Origin of the sequence: Halomarina litorea (assembly GCF_024227715.1) — an archaeon.
Classification (GTDB): Archaea; Halobacteriota; Halobacteria; order Halobacteriales; family Haloarculaceae; genus Halomarina; species Halomarina litorea.
In genome coordinates, this window is sequence record NZ_CP100448.1 from 2540208 (window position 1) to 2555167 (window position 14960).

Genomic DNA, 14960 nt, shown 5'->3' on the forward strand with positions numbered 1-14960 from the left:
CCACTTCTCGCGTCGCCACCCTCACAGCGACGGGTCCCCCCGGCAGGCGGCAACGCTCGTTCCTTCAGTAACGTTCATTAACAACCGGGGCGCAGTGGGTACCATGCTCGTCGTACGCGTACTTCGGTGACCCCCTCTTCCGACCAGTATCGCCGTACGACCACCCCCGACTTCCAGACACGTGAGCATCCAACAACCGACGGCCGACTCGACCGCACCGACACCCCGACCGACCACCCGGACCGCCCCCGCCGACACCGACCCCGGCGCCCACGCGGCGTGGGTCGCCCGCTGTCAGTCGCAGTTCGACGCGCGCTCGACCGGTCGCCTGCACAACCTCGCCGACGAGGAGAACTGGTTCGCCATGCCCGAAGACGAGGCGGAATCGCGGGACCACCGTTAACTGACTGGCCGCAGTCACCCTAGCCGATGGCCGAGACCTGTCTGTGCCCCATCTGTGGCTGGACCGGAACTGAAACCGACCTCGACGCCGGCGGCGAGTGTCCGGCCTGCGGGGCCGACGTCGACTGACGGCGTCGTCACTCTCCGGGTCGAATCGGGTCGAAAACACGCGCTCCGCTCGTCGGACGGCGTCGCGGCGTACCGAGTTACTCGATGTGGCCTTCGCGGCGCAACTGGTCGGCGTCCTGCCCCGAGTAGCGCCACTCGATGTTGGCCTTCTCGTCCTGCCAGTCCCACGGTTCGACGAGGACGACGTCGCCCTCGTTGATCCAGGTGCGGTACTTCATGCGGCCGGGGATGCGGCCCATCCGGTTCTTGCCGTCCTCACAGCGGACGCGAACGTGGTTCCCACCGTTGTGTTCCGTGACAACGGCGAACAGTTCGTCGTCGTTGGGCATTCGAAGGTTTCGACGCCCGCTCTCTTCACTCACGGGTTATCTATCTGGTGGACACGGTTAAGTCATCGGGTACACGTGCTACCGTGATACACGGCCTCGTACGTCGATAGCCCGTCCCGTGCAGGGACAGCACCGAACCGTGCGAACGACGAACCGCCGGGCATGTCCGAACGCCCCGCCCGGACGACGGACGCCTCGCTCGAGTCCCGGTTCGAGGGGTTGACCGTCCTCGAGGAGTCGCCCGCGAACGCCGAACAGTCGCGCCGACCGACCCACCTGCTCACGCCGCGCCCGCACCACTACGTCAGGAGCCACTACCCGACCCCCGACATCGAGGCCGGAGACCACGCTATCGCCGTGACCGGGCAGGTCGAACGCGTGGGGGAGGTCACGGTCGAGGCACTCCGCGAGGACTTCCCGTCCGTCTCGCGTGCGCACACGATGGAGTGTTCCGGCAACGGCCGGTCGTCGTTCGACCCGGACGCGGAGGGCCACCAGTGGACCGAGGGTGCCCTCGGAACGGCCGTCTGGACGGGCGCGCCACTGGACGCCGTCCTCGACGACTACGGGGCCGGGACCGACGGTGACCTGTGGCTCTCCGTCGTCGGGGCCGATGCGCCGGCCGACGAGGACGCCTACTGCCGGTCGGTTCCGATGGGGAAGGTCCGCGAGGACTGCCTGCTGGCCTACGAGATGAACGGCCTGCCGCTGACGCCCGAACACGGTGCGCCGGTTCGACTGCTCGTTCCCGGCTGGTTCGGCAACAACAGCGTGAAGTGGGTCGACAGGCTCCACGTCATGGACTCGATGGTGACCGGCGAGGAACTCCCCGCGGGCCACGCTCACTACCAGCAGGAGTCCTACCGGTTGCTCGCGGAGGGCGAGGACGACCCGACGTACCACCGGACGCTGGGGGAGACGGACACGCAGGCACAGATGAACGGCGATGCCGTCCACAACCCCTACCTCCTCGACCAGTTACCGAAGTCGCTGGTCGGGTCGCCCGCCGACGGGGCGTCGCTCGAACCCGGAGCGGTGACCGTCGAGGGAGTCGCGTGGGCCGGCGAGGACCCCGTCGAGCGGGTCGACCTCTCGACCGACGGCGGGGAGACGTGGCAAAAGGCGACGCTCGGTGCGGGGGCACTCGGCCGCCACGCGTGGCGTCGGTTCCGGTACCGGTGGGACGCCGAACCGGGCAGCCACGTCCTCGTGACGCGCGCCACCGACGGGGCGGGCCGGACACAGCCTTCCCGGGTCGCAGCCCCCAACGAGGGTGGTCTGGAACTCACCGGGGAGACCTACCCGTGGAACCGGAAGGGCTACGGGAACAACGCGTTCCGGAGCTACGCCGCCAGCGTCACCGTCGAGCGCCGAACCGACGGCTGATGGGAGAGCGTCCACGAAGCCGAAGAAGAGACGTCGGCCGGCCGCTCGCTCACTCCTCGTCGTCGATGTCGATGACCGTTCCGTCGTCGCCACCAGTGTCGGTACCGGCGTCGGCGAAGGACTCCGCGTCCATCTCCTCCAGCGTCTCGGCGACCGACGCCGAGTCGACGTTGTCGACGACGGCTTCGACGAGGTTCGCCCCGACTCGGCCGGCGAGTTCTCGACCGACGAGGCCGGTGACGCCGCCGCCGGTCACCCGGTCGGCGAGTTCGCGGGCGACGATGCGGCCCGCGGGGCCGCCGAGGGCCGCCCGGAGTCGCTCCTCGTCTATCGCCTCGGTGATGGGCGCGTCGCCCTGCAGTGCCTCCACGTCGATGGCCTCCAGGATGTCGGCGGCCACCTCGACGAGCGTCAGGGCGTCGAGTCCGGACTCCACGCTGTCCAGTGCGCCGCCCGCGTCGTCCGTGCCCTCGTCGCTCATCGCGACCGCCTCCGGATAGTCAGGTTCGTCATGGCCGGGGATTGCGCCGGCGGACGGATGGGAGCGTGGCTTGCGAGGGGACGGCCCGTCCTCGCGACCCGTCCGTCCCCCTGTCGCGCCTCCGCGGGGCGACCCCGGCAGTCGCAGGGCGTCGTCCCGGCCGTGGGTACCGTCCGCGAGCGCGGGCGGCCTGCCTCCGACGGCCGACTACTTACCGACGTACCGGGAGTGGCTCCGGGTGAGGGTTACACAGATGGCAGCATCCAACCTCGAAGAACTGTTCGAGCACGAACTCGAAGACATCTACCACGCGGAACACGAACTCCACGAGGCGCTCGGGAACCTCGCGAGTCAGGTCGAGACCGAGGAGATCCAGAGCGCCTTCGAGGAGCACCGCGAGGAGACCGAAGAGCACATCGAGCGTCTCGAGGAGGTCTTCGAGATGGTCGGCGAACCCCCCGAGAAAGAGGAGTGCGAGGGCATCCAGGGCCTCATCGAGGAACAGGAGGAGTTCGCAGAGGAGGACCCCGACACAGAGGTCCTCGAACTGTTCAACCTCGCGTCGGCCCAGAAGACCGAGCACTACGAGATAGCCGCCTACGGGAACACCACCCTGCTCGCCGCGGAACTGGGCCACGACGACGCCGCCGACCTCCTCGAGAAGAACCTCCGCGAGGAGGAGGAGACGCTCGACGAACTCTCGCAACTCGCCGAGAACTACGACTTCGAGTCGGTCGCGCGCAAGTAAGCCGCCCACCGAACCCCCACTTCTTTCGACCGTCGACCAGCCAGCGGCGGCGCTCGCCGCCGTGTGACTGTCTCACGAGCCACCGCCCCCCACGTCACCCGTCACCGGCCGACATACAAATCGCGCATATTTCACCACATACTTATGCGCCACGAGAATACACAGCGGTGAATGGGAACGCTCGATATCACGCCGCTGTCGCTGGAGGACGTCGCCCCGGAGCACCGGCCGTCGGTCGGGATGGCGCTGTTGCCCGTCCTCGCCGTCGTCCTGTTCCTCGGCGTCGGGTCCGCCGTCCTCGGACTCGACCCGCACGTCCCCCTGCTGTGGAGCATCGTCGCCGTGGGACTGCTGGCGCGCTACGGACTCGACCGGTCGTGGGAGGCCATCGGCGACGGCCTCGCGCGCGGGTTGCTGATGGGCCGGCAGGCGCTGTTCATCATCTTCGTCATCTACGCGCTCATCGCGACGTGGGTCAGTGCGGGCACCATCCCCGCGCTGATGTACTACGGGCTGGAACTACTGAGTCCGGCGGTGTACTTGCCCGTCGCGGCCCTGCTGGCGTTCACCGTCGCCTTCTCCATCGGGTCGTCGTGGACGACGGTGGGCACCCTCGGCGTCGCGTTCGTCGGCATCGGGGCGGGCCTCGGCATCCCCGCGCCGATGACCGTCGGCGCGGTGCTCTCGGGGGCGTACGCCGGCGACAAGCAGTCCCCGCTCTCGGACACGACGAACCTCGCCGCGGCGGTGACCAACACCGACCTCTACGCGCACATCCGGGCGATGCGCGCGAGCACGCTGGTCGCGTTCGGCCTCGCCCTCGTCGCCTACGCTATCCTCGGCCTGCGGGCGGCGGGCGGCGCGGGCGGGAGCGTCGCCGAGATACAGACGGCGCTCGCGGGCACGTACTCCCTCTCGCCGCTGGCGTTCGCCCCGCTCCTCGTCACGTTCGGCCTCGCCTTCCGGCGGTACCCGGCGCTCCCGACGCTCGTCGCGGGCGTCTTCGCGGGCGTCCTCACTACCCTCTTCCTGCAGGGGACGGGGTTCGTCGCCGCGTGGGAGGTGTTCATGTCCGGGACGGCCCCCGAGACGGGGAGCCAACTCGTGGACGGCCTGCTGGCGAGCGGCGGCCTCACCGGGTCGGCGTGGACCATCACCGTCGTCGTCGCCGCCCTCTCACTCGGCGGGTTGCTAGAGAAGGTGGGCGTGCTGGCCGTACTCGCGGACACGCTCGCCCGCTCGGTGCGGAGCGTCGGCGGCCTCGTCGCCGGCACCGGCGCGGCGGCCATCCTCACGAACGTCCTCACTGCCCAGCAGTACATGAGCATCGTCGTCCCCGGGATGACCCTCCGGGACGTCTACGACGAGTACGGCCTCGACACCGAGGACCTCTCCTCGTCCATCGAGGCGGCGGGCACCCCGACGGGCGCGCTCGTCCCGTGGCACGCCGGCGCGGTGTACATGGCCGAGGTGACCGGCGTCACCCCGTGGGACTTCGGGGCGTTGCTGAGCGGGTACGCGCCGTACTACCTCTTCGGCTTCCTCTCGCCGCTGGTGCTGTTCGCCGTCGCGGCCACCGGCGTCGGCCTCCCCACCCCCGGGCCGGGACGCTCGGGGACGCCGGGGAGCGCCGACTGAGGCGCACTCCCTACTGCCTGCGGACCGAGAACTCCCCAAGTTCGTAGCCGAGCGTCAGCGACCCGAGCAGGGCGATGCCGATGGCCCCGAACTCGAGTGCCGACCGGAAGACGGCGTCGAACGCCGCGTCCGTGGTCTGTCGCCCGACGTCGAGCAGTGCCCCGGCCGTCGGCGCGGGCACCGAGAGCGCCTCGTAGGAGGGCGCGAACGTCGAGGTGAGCAGGACGGACACCGCCACCACCGCAAGCAGGACGGCGAGTTCGAGCCGCACCGCGCGGACGAGCGACGCCACCGCGTCCCCCTCGCCGTGGAGCGCCGCGAACACCGCAAGCCCCGGGAGCGCGCCGCCCTCGCGGCCCGCGTGCTGGAGGTGCTGGTGGACGACGAAGCGGTTGAACCCGCCGAGACCCGCCGCGCCGAGGACGAGGAGGACCTTCAGCGAGAGCGCGAGACCGTACGGCGTCGTCACCAGCGCGACGGCCGAGGGGACGTGCCAGGTGACGATGAGCACGCCCGTGACGAACGCGACGGTGACGGCCGCGACGGCGAGCAGCGAGAACCGGCGGACGAGCGCCGCCGCGACGCTCGCCGCGTCGTCGCCCCCTTCCCCCGGGACGAGTCGCGGCAGCGCCGCGAGCACGCCCAGACCGCCGACCCAGACGGCCGCACTGAGCATGTGCAGGAACTTCACGCTGATGGCGAGGGCGGCGCTGTCGACGGCCGACGAGTAGCGCGTCCAGCAGAACGCGAGGAGCATCGCCGACCCGCCGACGAGGACCGTACAGAGCCACCGGCGGCGCGAGAGCGCGTCCGGGGCGCTCCGCCGGGCCACGGTGACGGCGATGAGGCCGACGCCGACGGCGGTGAGCGCCACCCACGCCCCTCCGGCGGCGGTGCCGACCGACCACCCGCCGAGCGCGCCGATGCCGCCCGCGCGGACGGCGGCGAGGCCGGCGCCCGACGCGAGGGCGACCAGCAGCGTCCAGACGAGGGCCCCCCGCGCCACGCGGGCGGCGGGGGCCGTATCCAGCCCCCGGCGGGCCAGTTCGGGGAAGACGGCGAACCCGAAGACCGGGGGCGCGCCGACGAGGACCATGAGCGCAGTGACGAGGACGCCGCGCAGGAGGGGTTCGACGGGCGTCACTCTCGACGCACCTCCGGTACCGCGTCTGGCTGCGCTCCCACTCTGCCTCCCGCGGGCGGGACGTGGCCGGACCGGCGGTCCGTCGGCGACCCGACGGACCCGCCGGACTCTGTGTGTCGACTCGTGTGCATACAGGTTCCACACGGCGGTCGCGAGCCCTTACTGTTCCTCGCAACACCGCTCTCCGGGCCGTGTGCGCGTCGTCCGCCGGCGGATCAGTGTCGGCGGGCGAACGCCGTCCGAGCGGCTCGGACAGGCACGGCTCGGGGACTGTCGTCGGCGAAGACAGGCGACCGACCGGCCCTCACCGGGTCGACGTCGGGCGCTGGACGACCGGGTCGGGGGTGTCGACGGTGGCGGCGCAGGCGGTGGGGAGTTCGATGTCGAAGACCGTGCCGGACGGCTCGTTGTCCCTGACGCGGATGTCGCCCCCGTAGCGGGTCACGAGCACGCGGGCGATGACGAGGCCGATGCCGTGGCCGTCGCGACCCACGTCGGCCTCGGTGACGCGGAACAGGCGGTCGCGCTGCTCCGGGGGGATGCCGGGGCCGTCGTCGGCGATGGAGACGGTGACCGTCTCGCCGTCGGGGGCCAGATCGGCGTCGACGGTGACGTGTGCGACGCCCTCGTTGTGCTGGACGGCGTTGTAGAGGACGTTCTCGAACACCTCCGAGAGCAGGTCGTCGCCGCAGACCGAGACGCCCGCGGGCACGTCGGTCTCGACGACGACGTCGTCGAACGCGACCCGGAGTCCCTCGACCTGCCGGTCGAGGATGGACGCGAGGTCGACGGGTCCGAACTGGGCGTCGCGCTGTTCGCTCGCGACGTGGGTGAGCGTGCTGACGTCCCGGATGAGGTCGACGACGTCCTCGCTACAGCGGTGGATGGCGTCGAGGTGGCCGCGCCCCTCGTCGGACACCTCGTTCCGGAGCGAGTCCGCTCGCCCGAGGACGACGTTCATCCCGTTGAGGACGTTGTGGCGCAGCAGGTGGTTGAGAAAGGACATCCGTTCGCGCTCGCGGGTGAGCTTGCGGCGTTCCTCGACGAGCGCCGCCCGACGGCGCTTGCTCTGTGCGTCGTAGACGCCGATGACGAACCCGGTGACGCTGCCGACGATGGCCGTGTTCGTCAGGACGAACGTGGTGTGGTGGAACGTCTCGCCGCGGATGAGCTGGTGGCCGATGACCCACACCGTCACGAGCAACATCCCGATGGTCCCGACGACGACCCACGAGAGGATGCGGAAGGTCCCCTCGGGGTCGAACCCGCTGCGCGCGAGCCAGCCCCCCGCGACCACCAGGAGGCAGGCGAGGGCCAGCGGGACGCCCGCCTCGAGGGTCATCCCGATGGTGGTGTCCATCTGCGAGACGTGTTCGAGTTCGACGGCGGCCATCGCGACGCCCAGCCCGCTGATGAGCGCCGGGGCGACGCCGGGGTGCCGGGCGGCGAAGCGGTCAGTCATCCTTCCGGGGCGAGCGCAGGTGGTGTGCGAGCCGCCGGAACACCGTCGACCCCTCCTCGCGCCCGCGCCAGCGTGACCCCGCGTGGTCGACGTACTCGCGCAGCGAGTCGAGCACCGAGACCAGCTGGTCGTACTCCTCGCTGGCCGCGAGGCGTTCGGAGGGGACCTCCTCTTCGAGCAGCGAGCGCTTCTCGGTGAGCGCGTGGTACTGCCGGTAGGACTCGGTGTAGGTCCCGCGCGTGAGGAGGCTCTCGACGACGTGGTAGAGGTCGCCCTTCCTGACGGGCTTCGTGAGGTACTCGTCGAAGGCCATGTCGACGATGTCGAGGTCCGGTTCGACAGCCGTCACGAGGGCGACCCGGCAGTCGATACCCTCGTCGACGAGCCGTGCCAGCACCTCGTCGCCGGAGCAGTCGGGCATGAGGCGGTCGAGCAACACGACGTCCACCTCGTCGCCGAGGAGCGCCAGCGCCTCGTCGCCGTCGTAGGCCGTGAGGACCGTGTACGTCTCGGTGAGCCACTCGGAGTACATGTCCGCGAGTTCCTCGTTGTCCTCGACGACGAGGACGGTCGGTCGCTCCGGGGTCATGGCTCCCGAACGACCTCCATCGAGACGACCGACGAGTCGGCGTGGTACTGGTCCCACGTCCTCTCGGCCCACTCCAGTGCGTCCTCGGTGTCGTTGACGACGAACCCGCGCAGGTCGCCCTTCGAGTCGTACACGAGGACCCCCACCTGCGTGGTCGGGTCGTCGGAGAAGACGAGACCGAACGGGAGCCACTCCTCGGTGCGGCGGGCCACGAGGTTCCCCGTCCGGAGGACGTCCTCGAAGGCCTCGCGCTGGTGGGTGACGAGCCACTCGACGACCGGCCGCGTCATGACGAGGTCCGCGACCAGTTCGTCGACCGTCAGCCGTTCGTGGAACATCTCGATGTAGCTCGGCAGGACGACGGGGGTCATCCCGTAGAGCGTGTCGGCCTCCTCGAGCATCGCCTCCAGCGCGCGCAGCGGGTGGTGGGGGGCGTGTCGCTCGGCGTAGATGACCTCCGCGCCGCGCAGGACGGCCACGTCGAGGTCGCAGTCGGCGGCGAGTTCAGAGAGCAGCGGCCCCTTCGTACAGACCGCGTCGACGTTCGTCCGGAACTGGTCGTACTGGTCGAGCAACAGCGTTCCGAGGAGACTGAGCCGGTAGCCCCGGTCAGTCCGTTCGACCAGTCGGAGCCCCTCCAGTTCGCGGATGCCCTTGTACGCCGTCGAGCGGGAGATGTCGAGTTCCTCCTGCAACACCGGTCGGTGGACCGGCCCGTCGACCATCGCCATGAGGAAGTCGAAGCGCCGGGCGACGATGTCGATGGCCTCCCTCGGGTCGACTGACGCCTCCGGACTGGTCGCGCCGTCGTCTCCCCCCGACGGGTCGGGGGTGCCCGCCCCATCGATACGGTCCCACGGATTCGTCCGTTCCCCGGTTCCTTCCATCGTGATTAGCAGGGTTGTGTTCCCGACGACCATAAATATGATTGCTAGTAATAAACTCTAGAATCTCACGCTCGCGCGCACGGGACGTGTACAATTCCCCACCGAAGAACCCGAACACTGCCCGTTCGGGACACGTCCGAGCGCGCGAGACGTGTCCGAGCGTGCGAACGACGTCCGCCGTCATGACAGCCGTCCGGGGTGCCGAGACGCGTCCAGTCGATCCGATTGTTTCTCCGCCGCGAAAGTAAGAACATCTCCGACCCGACGGGGAGGTGAGGGGCGCAGACAGTGGGATGGCTGGCCCCGACGAACACGTATGAACGCAACTCGCGACCGGACAACCGACCGTATCGAACCGACCGACGAAGCCAGTGGTGAGGAGGTGAGCGCGCGTGTCGAGTAAGACCTCAAGCGCGACGAACTTCGCCCACGAGGCCGCCACGAACGTCTCCAGCGTCACCACCGCCGCGGTGGTGGCCCTCCGCGTCGTCCTCGGGTGGTCGTTCTTCTACTCGGGGGTGACCAAGGTCATGGACCCGACCTGGACGGCCTCCGGGTACCTCCAGAACGCCGTGGCCCCCACGAACCCCTTCGCGTCCGTGTGGCCGATGCTGGCGAGCGTGCCCCTCATCGACGTGCTGGTCCAGTGGGGCCTGCTGCTGACGGGCCTCGGGCTGATGGTCGGCGGACTGGTCCGCTGGAACGCCTTTTGGGCGTCGTTCATGATGCTGATGTTCTGGGCGAGCAGTCTCCCGCTCGAACGGGCGATTCTCGTCGACAACCACATCATCTACATCGCCGCACTCGCCGGGCTGGCGGCGCTCGGTGCGGGCCGCGTCGCCGGCGTGGACGCCTTCATCGAGTCTTCGAGCCTCGTCGAGCGCTATCCGCGGTTGCGGTACCTCCTCGGCTGACCACACGTCCCTTTCTCCCGCCGACGGTGGGCACGAAGCGTCGTCTTTATGCGGACGAATCCGGTTCGCTCGTACGAGAGCTATCCATGAGCGACCAAGACACCGACCCGCCGGCGGACCTCGACCCCGGTATCGGCGGCGACACGCCCGAGTTGACGTTCCGTGGGGGGCGACTGGTGAGCGCGCTCCCCATCGCCCTGTTCATCGTCTGGGCCATCTTCCAGTCCGGCGTCCTGCGCGTGGGCGACACCTCCGGCCTCGTCGCCGGGATGCTCGTCTCGCTCACCGTCGGGATGCTGTTCGTGAAGGGTAACTGGAAGCAGTACGCGGACGTCATCTTCGAGGGGATGACCCAGCGCGTCGCGGCGACGGCCATCGTCGCGTGGCTCTGGGCCGGCATGTTCGCCGCCACCATCCGCGCGGGCGGGTTCGTCGGCGGCCTCGTCTGGGCCGCGGACACCTTCAACGTCGGCGCGGCACTGTTCCCCGCCGCCACCTTCCTGCTCGCGGGGCTGCTCGCGACGGGCATCGGCACCGGCTACGGGACCACCGTCGCGTTCTCCGCGCTGTTCTTCCCCGCCGGGGTGGCCCTCGGCGCGGACCCCGTCCTCCTGTTTGGGGCCATCCTCTCGGGGGCCGTCTTCGGCGACAACCTCGCGCCCGTCTCGGACACGACCATCGTGAGCGCCGTCACGCAGGACTCCGACATCGGCGGCGTCGTCGCCTCACGGCTCAAGTACGCGCTCGTCGCGGCGAGCCTCGCACTCGTCGCCTACCTCGTCGCGGGGAGCGCCCTCGCCGGCGAACCCCTGCAGGGCGCCGGCGGCCTCCTCGTCGAGGAGGCCGACCCGTTCGGTCTGGTCCACGTCATCTCGATGTTCGTCGTCATCGTCACCGCCGTGGCGGGACGGCACATCATCGAGGCCATCTCGTGGGGCCTCATCGTCGCGTTCGTCTTCAACGTCGTCCTCGACGCCCTGCCCGTCGACGCGGGGGCACCGGTCAGCGACATGATAGTCTTCTACGTCAGTGAGGGGAGCGGCTTCACCGGCCTCCCGTTCGTCGTCGTCCCGGAGAACGCCGACCTCGTCGGCACCGCCGGCGGGTCGCTGTACTCCGGAGCCGTCGGCTTCTTCCCGCTCATCGTCCTGACGCTGCTCATCGTCGCGGGCGCGCAGGTGATGATTCGCGGCGGCGGCTTCGCCGCCATCCAGGACTTCCTGTTGAACCGGGTGGCGACGGGCGTCCGCCGGGCAGAACTGACGATGGTCCTCGGCACGGCGATGGTCAACGCGATGATCACCATCAACACCGCCGCCGAGATCGCCATCGCACCCTACATCGCTCGCATCGGCCAGCGCTTCAACATCAACGGCTACCGCCGGGCGAACATCCTCGACGCGAACACCTCGGCGCTCGGGTACATCTTCCCGTGGGCCGGCGGCGTCCTCGTCGGCTACACGCAGATTCAGGACCTGCCGGACACCTTCCAGTGGTTCAGCGAGTCGATGGTCGTCTCGCCCGTCGAGGTCTGGCCGTTCGTCTTCCACGGCTGGTTCCTGTTCTTCGTGTTCGTGTTCGCCGCGGTCACCGGGTTCGGCCTGGAGTACGTCCCCGACCGCGAGAGTGAGGAGGTGAGCCGCGTATGAGGAAGTTCCTCGCGGGTATCCGCTTCCGGACGAGTACGCCCACCTTCGAGGAGGGCGAGGAGATGAGCGCGTTCGTCACGGGACACGACGGCGGGACGCCGCTGATTCGCGTCGGCGACAGCGTCCTGTACCTCCCCGGCGAGTCCGTCGACCCGGACACCCGTGTCCGGATCCGCGTCACGCGCTTCGATGCGTCCACCCACGAGGGCGAGGCCGACCTCCTCGGCGTCGAGGGTGACGGCGCGTTCTGACCGCCTCCGAGTTCTTTCGTTCCGACACGTCCCGGGCACCGACCAGTCGTCTCCCTTCGTCTGGTAAGGCTCCTACCGGCCCGTCGTCGGGTCACACCGGGGTCAGGGACGACCTATCTCCCTCCGAGTCATTACTTCACGCGGTGACGAATCATGGGTCTCTCACGACGACACTACCTGACCGCAGTCGGGTCGGCCGCGGTGCTCCTGCCGGTATCCGTGGGTGCTTCGGGCATCCCCGCGGGCGGTGTCACGGGGCAGGTCGTCCAGTCCGACTCGCGGTTCCTCGAGTACGAACGCGACGAGAACGACGACATCACGTTCGTCGACCCGCGGACGGGGACGCGATTCGAGACGCGCGGCGACGACCTCGACTTCGACGACGTGGGCGTGCGCTGTCGCGAGCGACCGGATCGCCTCCGCGGTGACTTCACGCGCCGCAACCTGCCGGGGCTCCCCGACACGGTCCGGTTCCAGCGCCGCGACCCGCGATTCCGGTTCCGGACCGACATCGGCGGCGAACGCGTCGACAACGACTTCGACGGCCTGCGCCACGACTTCTCGGTCGAGGGCGGCAGCACGCAGGTCGAAGACGAGGGGCAGGGCGAACGCGACAGCATCCAGTACCGCGGTCGGACGTTCACCCTCGACTTGCGGCGCGACCGGCGCATCCGCGTTCGGGGGGCGCTCCGCTTCGACTTCAACGGGCGCGACGACGTGGACTTCCGGGACGGCGAGGTTCGCTTCAGGTCCGACGCCCGCAGGTTCCGCTGTCGGAGTCGACTGCTCGACCTGGAGTTCGACCGCCGGACCCGGGACTTCGACGCCCGCCGCGTGACCTGATAGTCCAGTCGGTTCGGACATCGAGACTGACCGACCCGCCGCCGGACGGGTCAGATTGTGATAGAAACGTGTAGGACGACCTTTTCGAATACAATCTCACGAAATCTAGCCATATTATAGCCTATTTGGATGTTTTTGGAGCCGTTTTGCCGTAAAAATACGATGCTTTAATATACAATGACACCGAGACCCCGACCGGAGGTATGGCAAGCGGAAACATATCGCGACGGAGACTACTGCGCACCGTCGGTGTCGGTGCCGTCGGGGTCGGACTCGCCGCTGGGCAGGCGTCGGGTCGGGTCGACGGGGAACGGTACGTAGTGGGGACGGCAGCGCGCCGCGGGGCGCTCGCCGCAAAGCACAACGCACAGAACGTCGACAGGGAGATCGACTTCGGCGAGGAGGGGGGTGCAGTCGCCGGGCAGTTCTCCGATTCGGACGCGCGGGCACTCGAAGCCGACCCGAACGTCCGATACGTCGAACCGGACTACGAGGTGCAGGCGTTCGCCGAGTCGGAGCCGTGGGGGGTCGACCGGGTCGGCGCGCTCGCCGCCCACGCGAAGGGGGCGACGGGCGGCGGGGCGCACATCGCGATTCTCGACACCGGCATCGACGCCGACCACCCCGACCTGCGCGCGAACGTCGGGGAGGGCTACGCCGTCGAGGAGTGCGACGGGCCCGACTGTACGAGCGACTGGGACGACGACCACAGCCACGGCACTCACTGCGCCGGCATCGCCGACGCCGTGGACAACTCGCGGGGCGTCGTCGGCGTCTCGACGGGCGCGACGCTCCACTCGGTGAAGGTACTCACTGGGGAGGGGAGCGGGTCCGCCTCGGGCGTCGCCGAGGGCATCACGTGGGCCGCAGACCAGGGCCACGACGTCATCAGCATGAGCCTCGGCGGGGACTCCTCGTCGTCGGTCATCCGGGACGCGGTGCAGTACGCCTGGGAGAAGGGTGCCGTCATCGTCGCCGCGGCGGGCAACAGCGGTCCCTGCGTTGACTGCGTCCGCTACCCGGCGAAGTACCCCGAGGTCATCGCCGTCAGCGCGACGGACGACGACGACGGCCTCGCGGGGTTCTCGTCGGTCGGCGAGGAGGTGGAACTCGCCGCACCGGGTAGCGACGTACTCTCGACGGTCGTCGGCGGCGCCTACCGCCGGTACTCCGGCACCTCGATGGCGACGCCGCACGTCGCCGGGGCCGTCGGGGTCCTCATGGGCAACGGCCTCTCTAACAGCGAGGCCCGCCAGCGACTCCGGGACACCGCAGAGGACGTCGGCCTGCGCGACACCCAGCAGGGCTACGGCCTGCTCGACGTGGCGAAGGCCGTCGGCGCCGACGACGGCGACCGGCCGGACGACCCCGACGAACCGGACGAACCGGACGAGCCGCCGCAGGGCCTCAGCGTCACGACCGGCGAGGCCACCGCGGTCACCGAGGAGGGGGCGACCCTCCCCGGCGAACTCACGAGCCTCGGCAGCGCGAGCGAGGCCGCCGTCGGCTTCGAGTACTGGCCGCAGGGCGACGAGGACTCGAAGGAGACGGTCAAGGCCGACCAGCTCGACGAGCCGGGGCCGTTCAGCCTCGACGTCGACGGGCTGGAGGCGAACGTCACCTACGTGTTCAACGCCGCCGCCGTCGGCGACGACGACAGCCAGGACCGCGGCGAGGCCCGGACGTTCACCACCGGCGGGGACGGCGGCGACCAGCCCGACGACCCCGACGACCCCGACGAACCGGACGAGCCGAACGACCCGCGCGCCCCGACCGTCGTGACCGGCGAGGCCCGGGACATCGACGACAACTCCGTCGACCTGTACGGCGAACTGACGGACCTCGGCGACGCCGAGGCGGTCGAACCGGTGTTCGTCTTCTGGGAGAAGGGCAACCGGAGCCGAACCGAAGACGAGGACGACGCCTTCGACATGGAGCGTCCCGGTCCGTTCGACGAGACCGTCATGGGCCTCGAACCGGACACGACGTACGTCTACGTCGCCCGGTGTGTCACCGAGGACGGCCGTGTGGCCGAGGGCGAGCCCCGCGAGTTCACGACCCGGGCGGACTGACCCGTCCCACCTCACTTCGTCCCGCCTCACTCCGTC

General features: G+C 69.6%; 15 protein-coding genes. 9 read left to right on the forward strand and 6 right to left on the reverse strand.

The window, feature by feature from the left end; translation table 11 throughout:
* Positions 1-181: 181 nt before the first annotated feature.
* Positions 182-403, forward strand: a complete 222-nt coding sequence (locus tag NKG96_RS14065) for a hypothetical protein (RefSeq protein ID WP_254535613.1) — start codon at positions 182-184, stop codon at positions 401-403.
* Between the two features lie 205 nt (positions 404-608).
* On the opposite strand, the gene eif1A is transcribed toward NKG96_RS14065, so the two are convergent.
* Entirely contained in the window at positions 609-893 is a 285-nt protein-coding gene (eif1A, locus tag NKG96_RS14075; protein WP_256558090.1) for a translation initiation factor eIF-1A, read from the reverse strand.
* A 129-nt stretch (positions 894-1022) separates the two neighbouring features.
* Here eif1A and NKG96_RS14080 point away from each other — a divergent pair, with 129 nt between their 5' ends.
* Complete coding sequence (locus tag NKG96_RS14080; protein WP_254535616.1) at positions 1023-2246, forward strand: sulfite oxidase; 1224 nt, start codon at positions 1023-1025, stop codon at positions 2244-2246.
* 49 nt (positions 2247-2295) lie between these two features.
* Here the strand turns inward: NKG96_RS14080 and NKG96_RS14085 are convergent, their stop codons facing one another.
* Complete coding sequence (locus NKG96_RS14085; protein ID WP_254535617.1) at positions 2296-2727, reverse strand: hypothetical protein; 432 nt, start codon at positions 2725-2727, stop codon at positions 2296-2298.
* A gap of 253 nt (positions 2728-2980) precedes the next feature.
* Here NKG96_RS14085 and NKG96_RS14090 point away from each other — a divergent pair, with 253 nt between their 5' ends.
* Positions 2981-3475, forward strand: coding sequence for a DUF892 family protein (locus NKG96_RS14090; RefSeq protein WP_254535618.1), 495 nt, complete (start codon positions 2981-2983; stop codon positions 3473-3475).
* A gap of 171 nt (positions 3476-3646) precedes the next feature.
* Positions 3647-5113: an arginine/ornithine antiporter ArcD gene (gene arcD / locus NKG96_RS14095; RefSeq protein WP_254535619.1), complete on the forward strand. Its 1467-nt coding sequence runs from the start codon at positions 3647-3649 to the stop codon at positions 5111-5113.
* Positions 5114-5123: 10 nt separating this feature from the next.
* Here the strand turns inward: arcD and NKG96_RS14100 are convergent, their stop codons facing one another.
* The 4 genes from NKG96_RS14100 to NKG96_RS14115 all read right to left on the reverse strand — a co-directional run bounded on the left by NKG96_RS14100 (position 5124) and on the right by NKG96_RS14115 (position 9228).
* On the reverse strand, positions 5124-6257 hold the full coding sequence (locus tag NKG96_RS14100) for a CopD family protein (protein WP_254535620.1): 1134 nt from the start codon (positions 6255-6257) through the stop codon (positions 5124-5126).
* 304 nt (positions 6258-6561) lie between these two features.
* On the reverse strand, positions 6562-7719 hold the full coding sequence (locus NKG96_RS14105) for a sensor histidine kinase (protein WP_254535621.1): 1158 nt from the start codon (positions 7717-7719) through the stop codon (positions 6562-6564).
* Positions 7712-8308: a response regulator gene (locus tag NKG96_RS14110; RefSeq protein WP_254535622.1), complete on the reverse strand. Its 597-nt coding sequence runs from the start codon at positions 8306-8308 to the stop codon at positions 7712-7714. The genes NKG96_RS14105 and NKG96_RS14110 overlap by 8 nt, the downstream gene beginning before the upstream one ends.
* Positions 8305-9228 (reverse strand): helix-turn-helix transcriptional regulator, encoded by a 924-nt coding sequence (locus NKG96_RS14115; protein WP_254535623.1) that lies wholly within the window; start codon positions 9226-9228, stop codon positions 8305-8307. Before NKG96_RS14115 ends, NKG96_RS14110 begins: the two co-directional genes overlap by 4 nt.
* A gap of 359 nt (positions 9229-9587) precedes the next feature.
* Between NKG96_RS14115 and NKG96_RS14120 the strand changes: the two genes are divergently transcribed.
* From NKG96_RS14120 to NKG96_RS14140, 5 genes are all read left to right on the forward strand, one after another.
* Positions 9588-10109 carry a DoxX family membrane protein gene (locus NKG96_RS14120; protein WP_254535624.1) on the forward strand — a complete coding sequence of 174 codons (522 nt, stop codon included), beginning with the start codon at positions 9588-9590 and terminating at the stop codon, positions 10107-10109.
* Positions 10110-10195: 86 nt separating this feature from the next.
* Positions 10196-11758 carry a Na+/H+ antiporter NhaC family protein gene (locus NKG96_RS14125; protein WP_254535625.1) on the forward strand — a complete coding sequence of 521 codons (1563 nt, stop codon included), beginning with the start codon at positions 10196-10198 and terminating at the stop codon, positions 11756-11758.
* A complete protein-coding gene (locus tag NKG96_RS14130; RefSeq protein WP_254535626.1) occupies positions 11755-12009 on the forward strand; it encodes a DUF7513 family protein in 255 nt (84 codons plus the stop codon). The genes NKG96_RS14125 and NKG96_RS14130 overlap by 4 nt, the downstream gene beginning before the upstream one ends.
* Positions 12010-12162: 153 nt before the next feature.
* A complete protein-coding gene (locus tag NKG96_RS14135; protein WP_254535627.1) occupies positions 12163-12852 on the forward strand; it encodes a hypothetical protein in 690 nt (229 codons plus the stop codon).
* 203 nt (positions 12853-13055) lie between these two features.
* Positions 13056-14924 (forward strand): S8 family peptidase, encoded by a 1869-nt coding sequence (locus tag NKG96_RS14140; protein ID WP_254535629.1) that lies wholly within the window; start codon positions 13056-13058, stop codon positions 14922-14924.
* Positions 14925-14960: the final 36 nt, after the last annotated feature.

Coding starts and splice junctions, on each gene's coding strand:
- NKG96_RS14130 (WP_254535626.1), top strand. CDS start 11,755: ATGAGGAAGTTCCTCGCGGGTATCCGCTTCCGGACGAGTACGCCCACC.
- NKG96_RS14090 (WP_254535618.1), top strand. CDS start 2,981: ATGGCAGCATCCAACCTCGAAGAACTGTTCGAGCACGAACTCGAAGAC.
- NKG96_RS14105 (WP_254535621.1), bottom strand. CDS start 7,719: ATGACTGACCGCTTCGCCGCCCGGCACCCCGGCGTCGCCCCGGCGCTC.
- NKG96_RS14140 (WP_254535629.1), top strand. CDS start 13,056: ATGGCAAGCGGAAACATATCGCGACGGAGACTACTGCGCACCGTCGGT.
- NKG96_RS14080 (WP_254535616.1), top strand. CDS start 1,023: ATGTCCGAACGCCCCGCCCGGACGACGGACGCCTCGCTCGAGTCCCGG.
- NKG96_RS14085 (WP_254535617.1), bottom strand. CDS start 2,727: ATGAGCGACGAGGGCACGGACGACGCGGGCGGCGCACTGGACAGCGTG.
- NKG96_RS14115 (WP_254535623.1), bottom strand. CDS start 9,228: ATGGTCGTCGGGAACACAACCCTGCTAATCACGATGGAAGGAACCGGG.
- arcD (WP_254535619.1), top strand. CDS start 3,647: ATGGGAACGCTCGATATCACGCCGCTGTCGCTGGAGGACGTCGCCCCG.
- NKG96_RS14135 (WP_254535627.1), top strand. CDS start 12,163: ATGGGTCTCTCACGACGACACTACCTGACCGCAGTCGGGTCGGCCGCG.
- NKG96_RS14110 (WP_254535622.1), bottom strand. CDS start 8,308: ATGACCCCGGAGCGACCGACCGTCCTCGTCGTCGAGGACAACGAGGAA.
- NKG96_RS14125 (WP_254535625.1), top strand. CDS start 10,196: ATGAGCGACCAAGACACCGACCCGCCGGCGGACCTCGACCCCGGTATC.